The sequence below is a fragment of the Enterococcus sp. DIV0187 genome, assembly GCF_051713785.1.
GTDB lineage: Bacteria > Bacillota > Bacilli > Lactobacillales > Enterococcaceae > Enterococcus_A > Enterococcus_A avium.
In genome coordinates, this window is the sequence record NZ_JBIOQO010000001.1 from 1846467 (window position 1) to 1866921 (window position 20455).

Genomic DNA, 20455 nt, shown 5'->3' on the forward strand with positions numbered 1-20455 from the left:
TGTTAAAATTTTGTTGCAGATTAGTGTCAAGACATTACTAAATAAACCTTAATCAGGGGTCAATTAAGTTCAAAAAATAGCAATATTTTGTCTTCTGCTGGTCAAAATAATGTTATTGGTATAAACAAGATTTAAAATAAAAATATGTTCTGGTAAAATGGTAGATGACTAGGAGGCGCTTACATGGAAAATATTAGTACATTGAATTCCCACAGTTCTTTGCAACTTTCCAAAACAATTCAGGATTTCGCACTTGCGGCAGATTTTGGTTCCGTCCTTGTTGATATACACGGAAAGGAGACTTCTGATCTTTATAATTTTTCTCCCTTTTGCCAGTTGATGCGCTCTAATCCAGAATTCAAATCCCTTTGTCAAAAATGCGATGCGTTTGGCGGTTTAGAGGCGTCAAAAAATGGTGACCCCTGTATCTATCGTTGTCATGCTGGTCTTACTGACATTTCATTACCTATCATCAGCAATAATCAATTAATTGGATTTGCTCTTTTCGGTCAGGTAGAGATTACTGATGATGACAAAAACCCATATACTCGTATCCATCCGATTGTCACCCATTGGGAAACTTCTCCTGAACTACGTCAAGCTAGAGGAAAAGTAAAAACAGTCAGTACTACCCAAATTGAATCCGCGGCTGCTTTACTCAAAACAATTGGCGACTACCACTTTAACGATTCTGATCCTCGTGAACAAATTAAATTTAACTTCCATCCAAGTAAAAAAGAAGCTAAAGATTCTATAATTTCGAAAAATGATGAAATCCGTAAAGCTATTTCATATATTGATACGAATTTAACAACAAATTTGACGCTCGAAGATGTTGCTAACCATGTTTATCTCAGCCAGTTTTATTTCAGTCGTTTATTCAAAAAAGAGATCGGTGTCAGTTTTATTACCTATTTGAATCAACAAAGAATTGAGCAGGCAAAAGTTCTTTTGACACAATCTAATTTAAGTATTAAGTCTATCTCACAAAATATCGGCTATTCACAAACTAGCTACTTCTGCAAAATATTCAAAGAACTTGTAGGTATGACACCTGTTAATTATCGGAAAATAAAATAAGGTATCTAAACAGTCGTAATACGGCTGTTTTTTTATATTGGAGCAGCTAGTTCTACTGTAAGGAAATTCGTTTTAAAACTGAGCTTATTTTCATATACACGTAAATCCATCCGCATCATTATCAATCATTTGTTCTAAATTAAGATTTCTCTTTTCTCTATAAAACCTGTGAGAAGTAGATCACGCAAAAAAGGTGAGGTATCTATGGAAGACACCTCACCAAATAAACATCAATTGACTATTTAAAGGTGAAATAATTCTCCCAATACAATTATCTCAGCAAAAGGACAGGTATCCTGACTTCGCTTCATCCTCCATCTCGCCTTCCCGAAAGTGGCCATTTGAGATTTTGTCTGCGTATACAGTAGAAAGGGTCTGTCAAGGATTCGCACCTTGTTCCCTATTCCAAATGCTCTTATTCAATTATTCACACACTCATGGTACCGCAGAATGTATTCGCTGTCAAAAATCTTTTGTTAATAAAAAGTTTTTTAAAGCAGAAACACCTTCTTGGTTAACAGTAGACAAAGAAAAAACTTTCTTCGCCCCCGCCAATCGTAATCGTTTTTCTGCTAAATCTAAATCTGCTTGATCATGATTCAAATCTGTTTTCGTAATGATTCCAATCATCGGTTTAGTAAAACGTGATGAAAAGCAAGGTGGAAAATAATTCTGACGATTCGTAATACTCTGAACAAGCGCGATGCAATCCGCACCAACCGCCGAACTGACTAACGCATTATAATAGAAACGATTTTCCAAAAACTCGCCTGGTGTATCAATCACATTATCTGTAAAGTATACTTGCTGCGTCTTATGATACTTGATCTCCCATTCATTCAAAAGCTGCATAAGGGTTGTTTTACCTGATCCAGTTTCTCCAATTAAAATGACTCGTTTCATCATTAAGTCCTAGTAATTTCTGCAACATCAAAATTCAATATTGCTGCAAGTGAATTCGTTACTTGTTTTAAGGCAAATTCGACTGAGGATACTTCTCCGATAATCACGACAGCTCCACTAAAGCGATCCATAAAACCTATAGAGACATTTCCTGATTTCTTGGCAATATCTGCACCAATAATTGATGCCTCACTCGGTGTAATCGTCAAAATACCAATGGCGTCACCTGAATGCTCCAGTCCTAATTTTTCAAAAACTTCTTCATTAGCATGGGGGATCAAATGAGCAAGCGTGACCTGTTTCCCAGGGACATATTCTTGAATCGAACGCTCGATATTTCTCTTTTCACTCATAAAAAGTCACTCTCACTTTCATAAAAAGTTTAGCACAAAAAAATAGCATAGTTTTGTTCTAATACAACAAAATTATGCTTTCAGATTTCTTCATCGAAAATTTCCTTACCTGCCTAAAGTTTATTCTTTCGATACAAAAAGCCTTCACCATTTTTGGCAAAGGCTTCATTGGTTATTTACTTAAGCGCTCAACGTCACGAGCGATCATTACTTCTTCGTCAGTTGGAATCACGTATACTTTTACGCGAGAATTTTCAGTTGAAAGTTCCGCTTCTTTTCCATGAATGCTCTTATTGATTTCTTCGTCGATTTCAATACCGAACCAAGTCATATTTTCTAAAACCATACGGCGAACAGGGTCAGCATTTTCCCCAACACCCGCAGTGAAAACAATAGCATCGACACCGTTCATTACTGAAATGTATTGAGCGATATATTTACGGATACGATCACAATAAATATCCAAAGCTAAAATAGCTTCTTCATTGCCTTCGTCAGCACCATTTTCGATGTCGCGCATATCACTTGAAATACCTGTTAACCCTAAAACACCTGATTTTTTGTTCAATACATCAATCATCTCGTTGATATCCTTGATTCCTGCTTTTTCCATTAGATATGGAAGCAATGAAGCATCAATGTCCCCAGCACGTGTTCCCATCGTCAACCCTGCTAACGGCGTGAAGCCCATAGATGTATCAACTGATTTTCCACCTTCAACAGCAGTAACAGAACCGCCATTACCAATGTGGGCAGTAATAATCTTCGTTTCTTCAATCGGTTTGCCAAGTAATTCAGCCGCACGTTCTGAAACATAGCGGTGACTAGTTCCGTGGAAACCATATTTACGAGCAGAATACTTATCATAATACTCTTTAGGAATACTATACAAATAGTTCGTTGCCGGCATTGTTGAATGGAAAGAAGTGTCAAAAACAGCCACACTTGTTACATTTGGCAAAATATGACGGAAAGCCTTGATTCCCATTGCATTTGCTGGATTGTGCAACGGTGCGAATTCACTTAGTTCTTCGATTTTTTCCAAGACCTCATCATCAATCAAAACAGAATCCTTGAAGTATTCACCGCCAGCTACTACACGGTGTCCCACACCGGTGATCTCATCAAATGATGTGATAATTTTTAGTTCGATTAATTGGTCTAATAGCATTTGAACCGCAACTTCATGATCTTTGATATCTAAAATTTGTTCAAATTTTTCTCCATCGCCATATTTGATGGTAAAGATTGAATCATTCAAGCCAATCCGTTCAACGATTCCTTTAGCAATTACTGATTCCTCAGGCATTTGATAAAGTTGCCATTTTAGACTTGAACTACCTGCATTGATTGCAATTGTTTTTGACATTTTAACTCTCCTTTATAATTGAAATGCTTTTAGCTCCTACGAGCAGTTTATAAATTAGAAGACTTCCAGTCCTCGAATTTTTTGAAGAACTCGGTTACTTGTTTTGGATCTTTTAATGATGGGAGATGAACGAGCAATACTTTTTCTGCTTGTTCAGCCGTTTCACCTTTTTTCTGTAACAGTAGAATACTCTTCCGTGAATGCTCAGACTTAAATAATTCATCTGGTAATTGGATGATTCCTTGCAATAGCACTTCATCTTTTAACCATTTTTGCAGTAACGGTCCCTGTTCAGTTTCTAAAAAATTACTTGGTACTAAGAAAAGACCAAAACACTCAGGCTTCACATAATTCATGGCTTGCTCCATCAATAAATGATGAGCATAGCTGTGTTCTTTTTCAGAATGAGTCGCAAACTTCTCCGCTTGCTGATCATTTGGATAATAACCTACGGGAAGATCACCGATCACATAATCAACTGGATCGATTAACAAGTCCTGTAAACTATCTTGATGGAATAATTTGATTTCTTCCTTCATCAATAAGCTATTTGAAGCTGCAATAGCAAGAAGTGTCTCATCATTATCCACACCGATTCCCTTAACTGAATAATCTGCTGCCTGTAAATTGATCAACACCGTCAGTAATAGATTTCCCATACCAACAGTAATATCTAAAATTTCTAATGATTGATTCTTTTTTAACGTTAATTGTTCAATTAGAAAAACAAATAAAAAGCCGATACTATCTGGCGTCAATTGATGGTTTGGCTGTAAGCTTTCCGTTTTTGAACCCTTAAGCAAAATCAATTGCGTTAATTTACGCCAATCTTCTTGCTCAAGCTCTAATCCTATTAATTTTTGATACAATGCTTCTACTTTTGTGACAGTATCAGCATCAGGTTGTTGATCAAGCACGCGTACTTTTGCATTGTCAACTAAGTTCTCCGTATTTTCGATGTAAGCGTCAAAAAAAGAAGTTCCTAGTGAATGCTGCAATGCGATGATCGCTTCTTCCATCAAAGAAAAAGCTGTTTCAATTTTTTCTGGATTCATCTTGCACCTCACAAACTAATATAACACTCACGATACCTGTTCTATTTTAGCGGACATATTGTAATTAATCAATCGCTTTCTTTCTTTTATTATTGATTTTCTAATTCAACCTAATGTATCTTTTACAAGATATTCCCCCTCATCAACGGGATACCACGAACTATATCAGTCAGATGAATTAGATGTGCTAATTTTTTCACAAAATTGATATGTTTTCTTTTTAATTTTCACATCAATTCTCACATAATCTTCCTCAGTTTCGTATGACAGCTCCCCCTTATTGAACTCCCACACACCCTCTTTTTCTTTTAATTTCGGATAGTCGGCTAAAAATAGTTCTTTTGCAATTTTAGCCTGATATAAGTGTTCAGTACGCTCCACCAGATCAGCTGTTTGATGATAACTTGTTGTTAAATTTAGCAGCAAAAAACTGAATAAAAAAATAGCCAATAAGACGGACAACAGCACTCCGCCTTGGCTATTTAAAGATCCATGTTCCTTCTTTCTTCTTTCCATCAACGAAGGTAACGATGAAATCCACACCATGATTATTTTCTTTGCACACAAATTGATTCACTCCTGTCAATAATGGTTGAAAACCATTGGATTGGCTTTTTACAATCCGCTGCTTATTTTTCTTAATTGTTACAGCAACTATTTCCCCTTCCGCGTTTTCCACTTCTCCATTAATTTCATGTGTTGTACTAGACAAATAGTTAACTTCCTCCAACTCATTGTCTAATTGAAGCAAAAACACTTCCCATTCTAATTGATGGTAACCGCTGATGGCTTGTTCCATTTTATTCGCATGTTTAATCAAACCAGACAACAACAATAAAATACCACTAAGCATCAAAAGTGCCACTAAACTTTCTAACAAGGTGAAGCCGCTACTTTTTGACAATCACGATTCCTCCTTGCTGGTGTATAGCTATCCCCTTTCCCATGGAAATCTCCATTTGTGAACTGTGCAATTCCAGAGAATGTAAACGGCATCGTCTTGTCTCAGTGTATAAATCACGATAATTTTCAAGAGTAGCTAACCGTTGGCGACTTTCTTTTTGCATTTGTACGGTAACGCCGACATAACTAGCTACAATAATCAATAAAATTGTTAAACTGACCAAGCTCTCTAATAGAATATATCCTTTATTTCCTTTCAAAACGACCACTTCCCATCTGAAACTGATAGGTGATAACTTTTCCTTCATCGGTAAAAACAACCTTTGGAATATTTCCATTTCCAGGCTGATCAGTAGAAACATTACCACTGCCAGCTTTAAAATAGATCGAATATCTGCTACCTAATTTAATTGATTTTGGAACGGGCAATATTCTCCATGATAATTCGGTATGATTGGTATAGAAATCAATTAATTGGGAACTGCTATTAAGACTAATTCGAGTTCTTTGATGATCTGCAATAGCCACTTGCTGCAAGTGCAAAGTAGATTTTTCAAATTGATAATAGAAAAAGGTTTTTTCCAATTGATGCTGCCAGCTTTTGATAGCAATCGTCGGCAACAATACAAAAGCACAAACCAAAGCTAAAACAATCAACGTCTCGATTAAGGTGAAGCCGCTAAATTTATTTCTTTTGTACATATTTATTATACTGGTCTTCACTAACATAACCTTTACTGACTAATTCACCTTCCTCTGGCTTACGTCCATAATCCAGTTCAAAGACTTCAATTTGTGTCTCAACAACTTTGACAATAGCAGCATCGCTCTTGTTGATCGCGCTTTCTTTTTGATTCATTAGTTTGGGTACAAATAACAGCAACAGCAGACTAATAATAAATAAAACAACTAACATTTCCAACAAAGTAAAACCTGAAAGCTTCTTCTTCACAATATCCCCTCCAAATTTGTTAAAGGCAGCAGCATTGTTAAATACAAGCTGACAATCAAAAGTGCAACAATTAGAAAGACAAGCGGCTGCAACCATGAAACCAAAAATTCTAATTGATTAAAAAAACGACGCCAAACTAATTGACTATAAGTTAATAGCTCCTTTGCTAAATTTCCGCGAGCCTCTCCCTGAAACACAATTCGACTGAATTCTTTAGTCAAAAAAGGATAACGTCCTAATTCTGCTGCTAAAGTATTGCCTTGTGCTAAACGGATTTTTAAATCAGCAGCAAGCTCTTGCATCAATGATTTTCCATCAATTACCAACAAACATTCAATAATCTGATTCAGTTCTAAACCTTGTTGAAAAAGCTTGCCCCATTCCAATGCGAAATAAGCTGAATAGTAATTGCTGAACAATGTTCCTACAAGTGGAATTTTCGCCAAGAAACGAAAGCGAACTATATAATTATGCCGCTTTCCCCAATTCCTCCAGCTGAGCATCAGTAAGACCAAAAAAAGAATTATTCCTAATCCAATCATAGGAACTGCTTTTATTAACTGTACAGAAAAGTCTTCTGCACGGATCATTCCGCTGGTCAATAGCTGGGGAAGTAAGAAAAAACGCATACCTAAAAGAATTACGATTAAGAAAACGAGTAAAAGCAGCGGATAGGATACAGCTTTTAGAAAATTTTCTCGCTGACGTTGAACTAAGCGCATTTGTTCAGCGATTCCTAATAGCGTTTGGGCCAAATCCCCATGAGTCTCCGCTAATTCGATTTGTAAGAGCTGGTCATTCGAATACCGCAGTTGGGTAAAGCTTAGTGCCAAACTTTTTCCCTGATGTAAATCTTGTTGAACGGCTTCCAAAATAGACGGTGCAAAAAGATTGGCATTGATAAAAAAAGCAAACGCCTGCTGCAAACTAAAACCATTTTGCAAGAGATCTCCTAATAGATGAACAAAGTCAACTCGTTGTTTTCTCGTCATTTGCTTTTTGCGCCACACGATTTAACCCTTCTTTCCAAGTAAAATGTACTTCCTCTTTATAAAATCGATAACTAGTCAATAACCCTACCGTTTCATTTACTGACAACAGTTCCTGATAAACAATTCCCTGTAAACATTCTTTGAGCAGTGTGGCTTCCCCACCCAGTTCAAAAATCCTCGCATGGGCAGACTCTAGGCTGGCCGCATGGATTGTTGCATACACACAATGACCAGTCAGAGCAGCTCTGATCGCTCCTTGAATCGTTTTCGTATCACGAATCTCCCCGATTATTAAAACATCGGGATGATGTCGTAAAGACAACTTAATCAGTTCATCGTAACTCTGATAAATTTTTTCGTTTACTTGTAACTGCAAAAAATCTGCTTCTTCAATCTCTACAGGATCTTCAATCGTGATCACTTGACCATCCATCTCTCGTGCCAATTTATACATTAAGGTTGTTTTCCCTGAACCTACGGGACCACAAAATAGGTATAAACCACGTTTTTTTGTGTGTTGCTGGAGAATTTCAATTTGCTCTGGTAAATGATATACTTCGGGACTGCGACCAAATTGATGCAGAAAACGAATAACTAAACTTTCTTGTTGTAAATAATTTCCAACAGTCGAAAGACGTAACCGTTGTTCACCATGAGGCAAGAGGTAGGAGATCGCACCAAGCTGAGCTTTTCGTTTTTCACTGACATCCATTTGACCCAAATATTTGAAACGATTGATCAACTGCAGGGCAGAAACCACACACATTTCATTATTAACATAGGATAGAGTCGAGTTTTTATGTTCATAGAAGGGACCTCTCCGAAAAAAGTAGCGGTACTTTTCACCTTGAGGTAATAAATATAAATCCTGCATTTGATGATCGAAACCATATTGGATCAATTCGTCTGAAAACTGTTCAATCTCCATTCCTTTCACCTCGAAAATAATATACGCAGAACATTTTCAATTCTTCAAAAAAAAGAAGATAAACCAAAAAAAGTTCATCTTCTTGTAGCAATTATTTTGTTTTGTCTTTAAAACGGGCTTCCACTCGGTAAATTCGCTGTCCTTTGCTTGAAAATTTTTCTTCATATTCGGTCATAATATTTCCTTCATAATTACTTTCATGCAAGTCTAACCAAACTTGTTCCAATGTCATACCGTATTTTGAAAAACTACTCAGTGAGTATTCGAACAATCCTTGATTGTCAGTTTTAAAATGAATCTCACCAGCAGGTCGTAAAATTTCCTCATCTACTGCTAAGAAGCTTGGTGAAGTTAAACGTCGCTTCTCATGTTTTTTCTTTGGCCATGGATCAGAGAAGTTCAAATATATTTGATCAACTTCACTATCAGCAAAATAATTTGTCAGCTCCGACCCATCAACATGCAATAATTGTAAATTTGGCAATTCTGCTTCAACTAATTTATCTAGTGCGATAGAAATCACACTCACTTGCATCTCAATTCCAATATAATTGATTTCAGGATGTGCAGCAGCCATTCCAGTGATGAATTGACCTTTCCCCATACCGATTTCAATATGGATCGGATGATCATTACCGAAACGTTCAGACCAGCGGCCTTTCCACGCTTCTGGTTCTTGTACAACATATTCAGGACGGGCAGCCAGCATTTCTGCAGCCCCCGGACGGTTTCTAACGCGCATTGTTTTCCTCCAAAAAGTTCTTTTAAAATAAAATCAATAACAGTATTTCCACGAACAAACCTATTTTATTCATCCGTTAATTGAACTTACAAAAAGCTGAACAAGACGTTCAGCTTCCAGCAAAAATTCGTTTTAATTGTAAGATTGATTGATTCATATGATGATATTCTTCTCGCTTATACTGACGAGCGATCTCTAGCAGCAAGCTCATTAAGCCATACCAGTATACTCGTTCCATATTTTCATCCGTCGGGCGAATCCCATAGCGGACGAGCCATTTACTCCAGCTGGATAATGGTACATAGTTTCCTAAAATCGTACCAATATCTAATGCTGGATCAGCGAACATCACTGAATCCCAGTCAACTAGATATAAATAGTTAGAACAAACCAACCAGTTCCGATGATTTACATCCCCATGAACAACGGTGTAATTCTTTTTAGCGTAGGTTGGGATGTTTTTTTTCAAATAATCATACACTAATTCAATAAAACCATTTTGCTCGATCATTGTCGGCAAATTCGCCTCATAATCAGCTAATAGTTGTTGTGGTGACACTTGACGTCCACCCATTTTTTTTAACATCACTTTCAATGATGGCGAGTGATGTAGATGATATAATACATCAACCACGTCATTTCGACGCGGAATTTCTTCTGGCTCAAGAATTCGACCATCCAACCATTCTTGAGCAGTCAGTGTATCACCATTACCTGTTCGTTTGATCCAAACAAGTTTTGGTGCGATTCCTTCACGAGATAAAGCCGCCAACATTGGGGTGGTATTTCGTTTAATGAAGACGCGATCTTCGTCACGATAGCCGATATACGTTTTTCCCGTATCACCTTTGATCGGCTGCACACGCCAGTCACTATCCAACTGAAACTCCATTCCCAAGGCCCTCCCCTAGCATTTTAAACGTATTTCCTATTTTAGTCGGGGAAAGTCGCTTCGTCAAGGGCATGTATGTTCTTCTTTGATTATTTTTCATCACGATGCGCCTGAACCGCTAAATTCACTGACTCGATATACGCGTTAAGAAGCTTTTTCGTCACTTTCCCTGGCGTCCCATCACCAATTGTTTGATTATCGATTTCAATGATTGGCATGATTTCGGCTACTGAACTCGTTTTAAAACATTCGTCTGCCGCAAGTAGCTCTTTTTCAGTGAATGCTTCTTCTTTCAATTCGATACCTAAAGCTTTTACCAATTCCCGAATTTTAATTTTTGCGATTCCTGGTAAAACAAGATTCCCGTCTGGATGGGTATAAAGCACTTCGTCTTTCACCATCCACAAATTTGATGCTGATGCTTCCGTTACAATGCCATCGCGTACTAAAACTGCTTCGTCATAGCCTTTTTGCTGTGCTTCATCTAAGGCCATGATATTGCCTAATAAGCTGATGGATTTGATGTCGCAATGCAGCCAGCGTTTATCTTCTACAAAACCAGCGCGAATACCGATATTCTGTTTCGCACTTGGGCGAGACGCAGGTTGAATATCAGCCATCAAAACCGGTTGAACTTCTTTCGGATCGGGAAAATCATGTAGTCGCGGTTTTGCTGTACCACGTGTTACTTGAAAATAAACTCGAGCATTTTCAAGTCCAACTTCTTGTGCTAGGCGATGCAGACGCTGACTTAATTCTTCTCTTGTAAATGGAAGTGTCATGCGAATTTTTTCAGCACTGACCCAAAGACGGTCCAAATGCTCCTTTTCCATATACATATACCCATCATAAATCCGAATCACTTCGTAAATACCGTCACCAAATTGATAACCGCGATCTTCTATATCAATCTTTACTTCTGATTCATCGACAATTTCTTCATTCCATAATACTTTCATTCACTAATCCTCCATTTTCTTTATTCTGGTCGGGAGATAGAACCAAGCAAACAAGCCAATTTCACCTAAAAGTAATACAAGTAAAGCGAAACTTCCGACAATAGACAAATGTATCATACTGCAAATGGTGAAAATAATTGCCGCGGCAGATAACAAAATGACCATTAACTGACGCAAAGCAGTCTTTTTATACTTGTGCGAAACTGGATAAAGCTGAGTCGCACTAATGTAATCAAACTGATTATACAAAGGAATCATTTGAAAACCTATTAAGTAAATAAACAGCATACTGACACCCGCAATAAAGCGAAAGTCATTCAACGAAAATAGCAATACACCGCCTACAATCAATAAACGAAAGAACAGTCCGCCAAATTCTGCTCCCCGCAGAGCTCTGCGGGCAAATAAATAAAGATACGTGTTTTCTTGCTTGAAGCGAATTCTTGCTAATAAACCGTCTAAATACTTTCTGCGTCGTACTTTTGCTTCAACTTCTGGAACATCAGTAAACAAATTAATAAATTGATAAATCCGATGCAAGCGAGCATTTTCCTGATCAATCATCTTACTCCAATCCAACAGTCGATCCTTTTCCTGCGTGATCGAAATGAACCCAAATACTGCTGAGAAAGCCAAAATCGTGCCGAGCCACGCTGATCCATATAAACTAGCAAAAATAATCACACCACTCACACAGAACCATAATACAGTCAAACGTTGCGTTTGCTCCCGTGTTTCTTGGTAGCATGCTAAGCGTTGTATTCTTAGATTTCCTAATTTTAGGCCCCAAAGCATTAGTAAGTAAAAGAAAAAGCTTACAAAACTTACTTGTTTGGCTAAAACCACTAATGGCAATAACACTCCGCAAATAAGCAGTTCAATTACGAATGGAAAAGCGATTGAATGACGTAAACCGCGTGATAGATAGTTCCCCATTTCCTTTTCTTTGGGTAATAAAAAGGTCATATCCGCTGGTTCAACTAAGGTCGCTAATTTACCAAATGGTAAGATAAACCACCAAATAATTCCTACGATTGGCAAGCTCCAAGGAAAATCTGTCGGTAATTGTTTTAAAAGATTTGAATAATAAAAGGCTAGTCCTCCGACTAAAAACAAGCACACCAAAACAAAATGATCATTCAATACGTAGCGCATATATTTCATCATTTTTTTCTGATGGCGTTGCCGCCTTAATAGAAAAAAATCATGCATGTTCTTTCTCCTTTGTCAACGCAATATAGATTTCATCCAAAGAGGAACCTGGCAAATTAAACTCCGCCTGCAATTCCTGCAAAGTCCCTTGTGCTCGTACTTCACCCTCATGCAATACGATAAAACGATCACAATACTTCTCTGCCGTTGCTAAAATGTGAGTAGACATCAAGATTGCGGCCCCTTGCTCCTTCATCGTTACCATCAGCTCTAATAGCGCATTGATTGCCAATGGGTCTAATCCTAAAAAGGGTTCATCGATGATATACAAACTGGGTTGGATTAAAAAGGCGCATAGAACCATCACTTTCTGCTTCATTCCCTTAGAAAAATTCACAGGGAACCAGTCTAGACGATTTTCCAAACGAAAGGTCTTCAATAATGATTCAGCCCGTTTCATCGCCTCATCCTTAGGAATCCCATATGCCATTGCGGTAACTTCGATATGTTCTCGCAACGTTAATTCTTCATATAATGAAGGTGTTTCAGGAATATAACCGATCTTTTTTCGATAGTTCTCTGGATCTTGCTGTAAAGTCAAGTCATCAACTGTAATAGTTCCCTTCTGCGGCGTCAATAATCCAATGATATTTTTGATTGTTGTAGATTTCCCTGCTCCATTCAAGCCGATCAAACCGATCATTTCTCCATTATGGACTTCAAAATTAATATCCTTTAAAACAGGCAAGTGACCGTAGCCGCCTGTAACATGCTGAATCGTTAAGCTCATACTTATCCTCCTAGTTCGTTTCACTCTATTTATACGAAAAACTAATGGCTTCTCATTTTCTAAATTTAAGGCAGAAATAGCCTCGCTGAAGCGGCACTCAATTTCATAGTTTACATTATAGCAGAATCCTATAAATAATTAATCTTCTCCCAACCTTTTCCAGCACAAGTATTACAAGTTATGGTAAAGTAAAAGAAGTATTTACGATCGCTTACCTGCTTTTTGCAGCAGCGGCACAATATAAAACAATATGAGTGAATGAGAAAGGATGTTTGCAATGGAAAATTGTATTTTTTGTAAAATTATTGATCAAGAAATCCCTAGCTACAAAATTTATGAGGACGAAAAAGTCTATGCATTTCTAGACATCTCACAAGCAACGAAAGGCCACACATTAGTTGTGCCAAAAAAACATGTAACTGATATTTTTGAATATGATGAAAATTTAGCCGCTGATCTCTTTACACGTATTCCTAAAATTGCCCGTGCACTAGAAAAAGCATTTCCTGAAATGGAAGGCTTAAATATCATAAATAATAATAAAGAGTTGGCGTATCAATCTGTTTTCCACTCACATGTTCATCTGATCCCTCGCTACAGTAAAAAGGATGATTTTTCGATTCACTTTGGTAATCATGCGGAGGAACAGTCAGCAGAAGAATTACAAGTGATCGCGGATAAGATCAAGGAGCAGGTGAAATAAATGAGTTTTTTTAAAGGAATTTTATTTGGTGCCGGTCTTGGAACACTCGGCGGACTTCTATTAGCGCCACGTAAAGGAGAAGAAACCCGGGAAAAACTGATCACTAATACGCGTGAACTCGTAGTATTAACGGATGAATTAAATGATAATCTGGCTGATTTTCGTGAATCTGTAACGAACCTAAAGGAAACCTTTGATACATTAGTTCCCGCCTTTAAATCTGGCGTGGAAAAGGATATCGAGGAATTTCGCTTCCAAGCGGAGCCGCGCATTCAACAGATCCAAGAACAAATTGACAAAATCAATCAGGCCTTGCCTGAAGTCGATGAAAAAAAAGTAATCAAGAAGGGCCGCTATTCTTTAGAGCGTCCGGCTGGATAGCAGTAACCAATTTATTTCATTAAAAATAATTATGCCTTTATTGTGAATTTTCTCGGAAACTATTTTTAATCCCCTTTCCTTTACATTTTTAGGTGTGTTATAGTTGAACAGGAATAACAAACAGATGTAAATTTTAATTTTTAGGAGTTGTAGCATAGAAATGAAGAAAAAGATTCTTTTAGCCACTACTGGCTTACTTAGTGTAATTGTTTTAGGGGCTTGTTCAGGAAGTTCTAATCAAGACATCGCAACAATGAAAGGCGGTAAAATTACCGTCGAAGATTTTTATAATGAAGCGAAAAAAGAACAATCGAACCAAAGTTTAGTACGTAACATGATCATCTATAAGGTTTTTGAAAATGCCTATGGTGATAAAGTCACAGACAAGCAAATTGACAAAGAATATAAGAAACAAGAGAAGCAATTAGGCGATAGCTTTGAAAGTCAACTACAATCAGCTGGCTATACAAAAAAATCGTATAAAGAATACTTGAAACAGTCTTTAGCTTTCCAAGAAGGATTAAAAGCTCATGTAAAAATTACTGATAAAGACATAAAAGCTGCTTGGGATTCATTCCATCCAGAAGTAACTGCTCGCATTATTTTAGCTAGCAGCGAAGATGAAGCAAAAGAAATCAAAAAACAATTAGATGACAAAGGTGATTTTGCAAAGATCGCTAAAGAAAAATCACAAGATTCAACAACGAAAAAAGATGGCGGCGAAATCAAATTTGACTCACAATCAACAACTGTTCCTTCTGAAGTTAAAGAAGCGGCCTTTAAGTTGAAGGATGGCGAAGTTTCTGATGTGATTACGGCAATGGATTCATCTACTTACCAATCAAGCTACTACATTGTTAAGATGGAAAAAAATTCATCTAAAGGCAATGACATGGATAAATACAAAAAGGAATTAAAACAAATCGCTGAAGACACTAAAATGGCTGATCAAACCTTCTCTTCTGAAGTAATTTCAAAAGAATTGAAGAAAGCCAACGTGAAGATCAAAGATGATTCATTTGAAAATATCTTATCTGACTTCTTAACAACAAATAGTTCAAATAAGAAAGCAACTGACTCATCAAAATAATTATGAGTAGTAAAGGGGAATTCCAAGCGGAGTTCCCCTTTTTTTATTATTCATGCTACAATAAGGTAGCGAATACTTATAAGAAATAGGTGAACTGTAGATGAAAAAATTTGCCTCTAAAGAAGCAGAAAAAGATTACTATGAGCACGAAGCAGATGAAGCGGAATTCATTGCTTGGTATAAAGAACAAGACCACCCCGAGTATGACAAGCCCTCAGTCACTGTCGATATCGTCATTATGGGCTATAACAAAGAAGAGGATCAATTAAAAATTTTACTAATTCAGCGACGCGGCAATCCTTATCGTAATTCTTGGGCACTCCCTGGCGGATTCGTTGAGCGCAATGAATCCACTAACGACAGTGTACGTCGCGAAACCGCTGAAGAAACCGGTTTAACTATCGGCCGAAAAAGTGTCGAGCAGCTCCATACCTTTAGTACACCGAACCGTGATCCTCGTGGTTGGGTGATTACTGTCAGCTATCTTGCATTTATTGGACAAGTACCTCCCACTGCTGGTGACGATACCCAAGATGCCCGCTGGTTTAATCTGGAACGGCACGGCGATACGATTTGCTTAACAAGTGATGATATTTCAATTGAAATTGAGCTTGAGGCTGGAAAATCAATCGGTAAAGATACTTTAGCCTTTGACCATAATGAGATTATCCGCAAAGCCTTCAATCGTGTTTTAAACAAAATGGATCACGAACCATTAATTTTACAGGTTTTAGGTGAAGAATTTACGATTACTGAAGCACGTAAAGTTTTTGCGAAATTTTTAGGCGTTGATTATAAAACCGTCGATCACTCAAATTTCAAAAAAGCAATGCTGCAATATTTTGATGAAATTGGCGAACGACCAGTCGGAATCGGTCGTCCTTCTAAGATTTATCGTTTAAAAGATGAAATTGGTGAAAAAAAATAAAAATTTTACTTACATGAATCATAAAAATCTGTATATAATGGAAAAAGCAAAAAATGACTTTCCATAACGCAGTGAAGATCCCAAGTGGCAATCGTAGCGAGTTATATGATTGCCTTTTTTTGCGTCTTGAAATTCATGACCTGTTTATGAATTCACCATATTTAAATTTAGGAGGATTTTAATGCCAAGTAATAAAAGAGAAAGTTTTGTTTATACGATAATGATGTGTTTTGTGATGGTGTTCTGGATGAGCTTATATAATATCGCTTTACAATCCGGTACAATCACTTTAGAGGTACTTAAAACAGCCTGGCTCGGTTTACCTTTGGGCTATTGCTGCGCTTTAATTCTGGACTGGTTTGTCGTTTCGACTACAGCGAAAAAAATCGCATTCAAAATCATGCCTACATTTGCTAGTCCTTTACGCAAAGTCTTAACCATTTCTAGCTGCATGGTTTTACCCATGGTCTTTTTCATGTCGCTTTATGGCTCTATTGAAGTTTTAAGCCATACACATGAATGGAACAAATTGTTCATTATGTGGGGAACGAACATTTTGAAAAATCTTGTGATGGCACTGCCATTTCAAATAATTATCGCTGGACCACTCGTTCGAAAAGTTTTCAGAAGACTTTTCCCTGTCGGCACGATTTTAGCGTAATATGAAAAAAATAACCGAAAGCACCTTCACGTGTGCTTTCGGTTATTTTGATTTACATAGATAGCTAATTGTTCCGTTAAGATAGCTAGCTGATTTTCTAGAATTTCCACACGTTTTTCTAATTCACCATTAGAAGCTCGCTGTCGCTCACTCTCCACTCTTCGGTTCGAGTAAAGTTTTGGTAAACCGGAGGATTCATACTGTTCCAACAATTGAGGGATTTTTTGATTATCAATTATAACTTGAGTCGTGATCAAAATTTCACCGTCATCATTCACCCTCCGATTTGTCCTTGTCTCCATACCCTCAAAAGCTTTAGGACCAATAACATATCCTGTCATCTCTTTGATGATCATTTGATTTTCTCTTAACCAGCCGTAAAATGTATTTTGATTAAGCCCGTATTCTCTCTTTACTTCAATTAATTTCATGACGTACCTCCTCTTCTTTTGTTAAAAAGATACGCATAAAAATATCATGAGCTTTTATTCCGCTATATTCGTCAAAATTTCTTGATACCGTTCAGTTGCTAACAGGCTAACCTGATCTTTTTTGCAGAAGTTTAATTTACGTAATTTAGGAACTACCCGTTCTACTACGATTTGATCGGCCACCGTTTTTTCCTGCAATACTTTAAAGGCTTCTTTGAACCGTTGGTCATTTCGTGCTTTTTTATAAAAGGACAAAACATAAAGGTAATAAAATAAATTGTACCCGCGAAATGGGTATTCTACTTGCATGAACAGCGTCCCAATTCCATAATGGCATGGACCAAGTGGAAGTTTCGTTTCCCAATGGCTTAATAAAAAATCCACCGCATCATCTAATTCAGTTTCCTCAACAAAATTTATCCGTCGGAATAATTCTAACGCGTTCAGAGTAGGCAAAGGATTAGAAAATTCCGTTTCTGGACCTTTGCCAAAATAGAATTTCTTGCACCACCACCCTCCATCTTCGTAGCGTATAGTCAATAAATGTTTCAGCGTTTGCTTCATTCGTGGATCATCTTCATGACCTAAGCGTACCAACAGTGTAGCCGCTGGAATTGTTTGACATGGGAAGACTGCTCCTTTAGGATAAAGCCGAAATTCTCCTGGTTCACGCCAGCTCTCCCATAGAAGCTCTGCTACTTTTTGCAGAATTTCTTCTTGCGGATTCATTCCCAACTCTAATAAATACTCCGCTGATTCTAAACACGAAAAGGGCGCTCCTTTTCCCAAGCGTCTATCCTCTGTCGTCCAATAATCCCAGCCTTGATCATACCGATGCTCTAAAATCGTTTGGATGTCTGTCTCGTTCATTTTTTTCTCCCATGAATGTATTTTTTTTGCCAGTCTCTTTTCAGATTGTTTCTAAATATGAGATTTATCTTAATACTTTGCTGCCTGAAAAAAACAGAACCGGCATTCTTGAAGACCTTTTCTTTTAAGTGTATCACAACTAATTAAGACTGAAGGGCCTATTTTTCCTTTCCACGATCTCCTAAAGGCATCATGTGGACCATCTCATAGTTAAACTTATATTATTAATGAATTTTATAAACACAGAAAAAAACTCTCCCGATATTGAGAGAGTCTGGATGCTTATTTGACTGTAGCTTTTTTCATTTGTTTACTACGTAATTGTCCACACGCAGCATCAATGTCTGTACCATGTTCTTTACGGATTACACAATTGATCCCATTCTTTTTCAATACATCGTAAAAGCGCAGAACATCTGCTTTACTACTGCGAGAATATTGATCGTGCTCACTGACAGGATTATAAGGAATTAAATTCACATAAACTAATTTTTTCTTATTCTTCATTAAGTCTGCCAATTGTTGCGCGTGATCTGGACGATCATTCACTCCTGAAAGCATAATGTATTCGAAAGTAACTCGACGATTTGTTTCTTCTATATAATAATCCACTGCTTCCATTAATTTTTCGATTGGAAAGCTGCGGTTAATTCGCATAATCGACGAACGAACTTCATTGTTCGGCGCGTGCAACGAAATCGCCAGGTTTACTTGTAAACCATTTTCCGCAAACTTCTTGATCTTCGGTACTAATCCGCTAGTTGAAACGGTGATGTGTCGAGCGCCAATCGCCATCCCTTTATCGTCATTAATGACATGAAGGAAATTCATAACATTATTGTAATTATCAAACGGCTCGCCAATTCCCATCACAACAACGTGAGAGACACGTTCATCTTCGCCGCGTTCGTCAAAATAGTGTTGGACCAACATGATTTGAGCCACAATTTCACCAGCAGTCAAATCCCGCTGCTTTTTCAACAAACCAGACGCACAAAACGTACAACCGATATTGCACCCAACTTGAGTCGTTACACAAACAGACAAGCCATATTCCTGACGCATCAAGACTGTTTCAATCATTAAATGATCCGGCAATTCAAATAAATATTTGACTGTGCCATCACTAGCTTCTTGTACAACTAATTGTTTTAAAGGATTGATGATAAAGTTCTCTTCTAGTAGTGCGATGGTTTGTTTAGACAGATTGCTCATTTCCGAAAACTCGCTCACACGACTTCGGTAAAGCCACTCCCAAACTTGAGTAGCGCGAAATTTCTTCTCGCCATGCTCTAGAAACCATTCAACTAATTCTTCTCTTCTTAAACCATAAATTGAGGGTTTTTCCAAGGTGTTTCCTCCTAATTCATTTAAACGAAATCATTTTTCAATGATTAATTTATAACTACGTTTGCTCTGTAATAGATGAAAAGTCAGCAGACATTCGCTACATACTATAACCGATTCACAAAGAGAAAACAATCAACTTTGGAAAAAAGAAAAAAATGAGCAGCTATAACCACTCATTCTAATCCGTCAATGTTCGCAACAATTTTTGCTGCTTCAAATTTTTCTTGAATTTCAGATAATTCCTTTTGACTTAAGGTTACCACATCCCGCATCTTGTATTCCCAGCCCAAATAATCATATTTGCTGCTACCATATTGATGGAAAGGCAATAAATGAACCTCCTTTATTTGACGTGCACTTAAAAACTCAATAATCTGCTGAATATTTTTTTCATTAGTTGTATAGTCGGGAATTAGTGGCACACGAGGAGTAACTTGGAGCTGCTCCTGAGTTAAAAGATAATCAAAATTTTCTTGAACCTGTTCAGAATTAACTCCGATTACTTTTCGTGCCTCAGATTGATCCATTATTTTCAAATCGAACAGTACTTGATCAATATAAGGTGAAATTTTTTTTAATCGCTCAACTGGAAAACAGCCAGTTGTTTCGATTGCTGTATGAATTCCGAGCTTTTTCAATTCTTTTAAACACTCTCCTGCGAACTCTGACTGGAGCAAAACTTCTCCGCCTGACAATGTTACACCACCACCAGATGTACGATAAAAAATTTCATCTTTTAGCACTTCCGTCAGTATTTCATCTACTGATCGCCAATCTCCGATTATTTCAGCTCTTCCATTTTTTATCCAAGTCGTTGGTTCAACCTTTTTTCGTGATTCAGGATTAGAACACCAAGGACAGCGTAACGGACAGCCTTTCAAGAAAACCAATGTACGAATTCCGCCACCATCATGAACAGAATAGCGTTGAATGTTAAAAATCAGTCCTTGCTTCATTCTTATCCCCTCGTT

At 37.4% G+C, this 20455-nt stretch carries 26 protein-coding genes and 1 riboswitch; of the genes, 6 read left to right on the forward strand and 20 right to left on the reverse strand.

The features are described from left to right. Positions 1–183 precede the first annotated feature (183 nt). Positions 184–1080: a PocR ligand-binding domain-containing protein gene (locus IGI52_RS09000; protein WP_016181453.1), complete on the forward strand. Its 897-nt coding sequence runs from the start codon at positions 184–186 to the stop codon at positions 1078–1080. A 269-nt stretch (positions 1081–1349) separates the two neighbouring features. Next, positions 1350–1526, reverse strand: a riboswitch (cobalamin riboswitch). 16 nt (positions 1527–1542) lie between these two features. On the opposite strand, the gene IGI52_RS09005 is transcribed toward IGI52_RS09000, so the two are convergent. From IGI52_RS09005 to IGI52_RS09080, 16 genes are all read right to left on the reverse strand, one after another. Next, on the reverse strand, positions 1543–1983 hold the full coding sequence (locus IGI52_RS09005; protein ID WP_137440467.1) for a EutP/PduV family microcompartment system protein: 441 nt from the start codon (positions 1981–1983) through the stop codon (positions 1543–1545). A 2-nt stretch (positions 1984–1985) separates the two neighbouring features. Then, positions 1986–2336: a BMC domain-containing protein gene (locus tag IGI52_RS09010; protein ID WP_016181451.1), complete on the reverse strand. Its 351-nt coding sequence runs from the start codon at positions 2334–2336 to the stop codon at positions 1986–1988. A gap of 172 nt (positions 2337–2508) precedes the next feature. Beyond that, on the reverse strand, positions 2509–3705 hold the full coding sequence (locus IGI52_RS09015) for an acetate kinase (RefSeq protein WP_016181450.1): 1197 nt from the start codon (positions 3703–3705) through the stop codon (positions 2509–2511). A 47-nt stretch (positions 3706–3752) separates the two neighbouring features. Further along, complete coding sequence (locus IGI52_RS09020; RefSeq protein ID WP_438781111.1) at positions 3753–4760, reverse strand: class I SAM-dependent methyltransferase; 1008 nt, start codon at positions 4758–4760, stop codon at positions 3753–3755. A 165-nt stretch (positions 4761–4925) separates the two neighbouring features. Then, positions 4926–5306: a competence type IV pilus minor pilin ComGG gene (gene comGG, locus IGI52_RS09025; RefSeq protein ID WP_367604396.1), complete on the reverse strand. Its 381-nt coding sequence runs from the start codon at positions 5304–5306 to the stop codon at positions 4926–4928. Beyond that, positions 5239–5664 carry a competence type IV pilus minor pilin ComGF gene (comGF, locus tag IGI52_RS09030; protein WP_048718834.1) on the reverse strand — a complete coding sequence of 142 codons (426 nt, stop codon included), beginning with the start codon at positions 5662–5664 and terminating at the stop codon, positions 5239–5241. The genes comGG and comGF overlap by 68 nt, the downstream gene beginning before the upstream one ends. Beyond that, positions 5651–5932 (reverse strand): competence type IV pilus minor pilin ComGE, encoded by a 282-nt coding sequence (gene comGE, locus IGI52_RS09035; RefSeq protein WP_225844328.1) that lies wholly within the window; start codon positions 5930–5932, stop codon positions 5651–5653. The genes comGF and comGE overlap by 14 nt, the downstream gene beginning before the upstream one ends. Next, positions 5910–6365, reverse strand: a complete 456-nt coding sequence (comGD, locus tag IGI52_RS09040) for a competence type IV pilus minor pilin ComGD (protein ID WP_127979479.1) — start codon at positions 6363–6365, stop codon at positions 5910–5912. The genes comGE and comGD overlap by 23 nt, the downstream gene beginning before the upstream one ends. Continuing rightward, positions 6349–6615: a competence type IV pilus major pilin ComGC gene (gene comGC, locus IGI52_RS09045; RefSeq protein WP_438781112.1), complete on the reverse strand. Its 267-nt coding sequence runs from the start codon at positions 6613–6615 to the stop codon at positions 6349–6351. Before comGC ends, comGD begins: the two co-directional genes overlap by 17 nt. Next, positions 6612–7625, reverse strand: a complete 1014-nt coding sequence (gene comGB, locus IGI52_RS09050; protein ID WP_049219792.1) for a competence type IV pilus assembly protein ComGB — start codon at positions 7623–7625, stop codon at positions 6612–6614. The genes comGC and comGB overlap by 4 nt, the downstream gene beginning before the upstream one ends. Beyond that, the gene (comGA, locus tag IGI52_RS09055; RefSeq protein ID WP_438781114.1) at positions 7585–8535 is read right to left on the reverse strand and encodes a competence type IV pilus ATPase ComGA; all 951 of its coding nucleotides are present in this window, start codon (positions 8533–8535) and stop codon (positions 7585–7587) included. Before comGA ends, comGB begins: the two co-directional genes overlap by 41 nt. A 91-nt stretch (positions 8536–8626) precedes the next feature. Next, positions 8627–9277, reverse strand: coding sequence for a tRNA (guanosine(46)-N7)-methyltransferase TrmB (gene trmB / locus IGI52_RS09060; protein ID WP_016181441.1), 651 nt, complete (start codon positions 9275–9277; stop codon positions 8627–8629). Positions 9278–9386: 109 nt separating this feature from the next. Next, positions 9387–10169 carry a phosphotransferase family protein gene (locus IGI52_RS09065; protein ID WP_016181440.1) on the reverse strand — a complete coding sequence of 261 codons (783 nt, stop codon included), beginning with the start codon at positions 10167–10169 and terminating at the stop codon, positions 9387–9389. Positions 10170–10258: 89 nt separating this feature from the next. Next, a complete protein-coding gene (gene dat / locus IGI52_RS09070; RefSeq protein WP_311893719.1) occupies positions 10259–11128 on the reverse strand; it encodes a D-amino-acid transaminase in 870 nt (289 codons plus the stop codon). Positions 11129–11131: 3 nt separating this feature from the next. Next, the gene (locus IGI52_RS09075; RefSeq protein WP_311893721.1) at positions 11132–12340 is read right to left on the reverse strand and encodes an ABC transporter permease; all 1209 of its coding nucleotides are present in this window, start codon (positions 12338–12340) and stop codon (positions 11132–11134) included. Continuing rightward, positions 12333–13070: an ABC transporter ATP-binding protein gene (locus IGI52_RS09080; protein WP_048720145.1), complete on the reverse strand. Its 738-nt coding sequence runs from the start codon at positions 13068–13070 to the stop codon at positions 12333–12335. Before IGI52_RS09080 ends, IGI52_RS09075 begins: the two co-directional genes overlap by 8 nt. Positions 13071–13347: 277 nt before the next feature. Between IGI52_RS09080 and IGI52_RS09085 the strand changes: the two genes are divergently transcribed. The 5 genes from IGI52_RS09085 to IGI52_RS09105 all read left to right on the forward strand — a co-directional run bounded on the left by IGI52_RS09085 (position 13348) and on the right by IGI52_RS09105 (position 16833). Further along, positions 13348–13773, forward strand: coding sequence for an HIT family protein (locus tag IGI52_RS09085; RefSeq protein ID WP_438781115.1), 426 nt, complete (start codon positions 13348–13350; stop codon positions 13771–13773). After that, positions 13774–14154 (forward strand): YtxH domain-containing protein, encoded by a 381-nt coding sequence (locus IGI52_RS09090; RefSeq protein ID WP_048720148.1) that lies wholly within the window; start codon positions 13774–13776, stop codon positions 14152–14154. Between the two features lie 160 nt (positions 14155–14314). After that, positions 14315–15244: a peptidylprolyl isomerase gene (locus IGI52_RS09095; protein ID WP_016181434.1), complete on the forward strand. Its 930-nt coding sequence runs from the start codon at positions 14315–14317 to the stop codon at positions 15242–15244. Between the two features lie 100 nt (positions 15245–15344). Continuing rightward, complete coding sequence (locus tag IGI52_RS09100) at positions 15345–16172, forward strand: NUDIX hydrolase (protein WP_048720149.1); 828 nt, start codon at positions 15345–15347, stop codon at positions 16170–16172. Between the two features lie 181 nt (positions 16173–16353). After that, complete coding sequence (locus IGI52_RS09105) at positions 16354–16833, forward strand: hypothetical protein (RefSeq protein ID WP_016181432.1); 480 nt, start codon at positions 16354–16356, stop codon at positions 16831–16833. Between the two features lie 26 nt (positions 16834–16859). On the opposite strand, the gene IGI52_RS09110 is transcribed toward IGI52_RS09105, so the two are convergent. From IGI52_RS09110 to IGI52_RS09125, 4 genes are all read right to left on the reverse strand, one after another. Further along, positions 16860–17264, reverse strand: coding sequence for a hypothetical protein (locus tag IGI52_RS09110; RefSeq protein ID WP_048720150.1), 405 nt, complete (start codon positions 17262–17264; stop codon positions 16860–16862). Between the two features lie 54 nt (positions 17265–17318). Next, the gene (locus IGI52_RS09115; RefSeq protein WP_438781116.1) at positions 17319–18134 is read right to left on the reverse strand and encodes a prenyltransferase; all 816 of its coding nucleotides are present in this window, start codon (positions 18132–18134) and stop codon (positions 17319–17321) included. A gap of 282 nt (positions 18135–18416) precedes the next feature. Beyond that, positions 18417–19484, reverse strand: coding sequence for a 23S rRNA (adenine(2503)-C(2))-methyltransferase RlmN (gene rlmN / locus IGI52_RS09120; RefSeq protein ID WP_049219802.1), 1068 nt, complete (start codon positions 19482–19484; stop codon positions 18417–18419). A gap of 173 nt (positions 19485–19657) precedes the next feature. Beyond that, a complete protein-coding gene (locus tag IGI52_RS09125; RefSeq protein ID WP_438781117.1) occupies positions 19658–20440 on the reverse strand; it encodes a glycyl-radical enzyme activating protein in 783 nt (260 codons plus the stop codon). Positions 20441–20455: the final 15 nt, after the last annotated feature.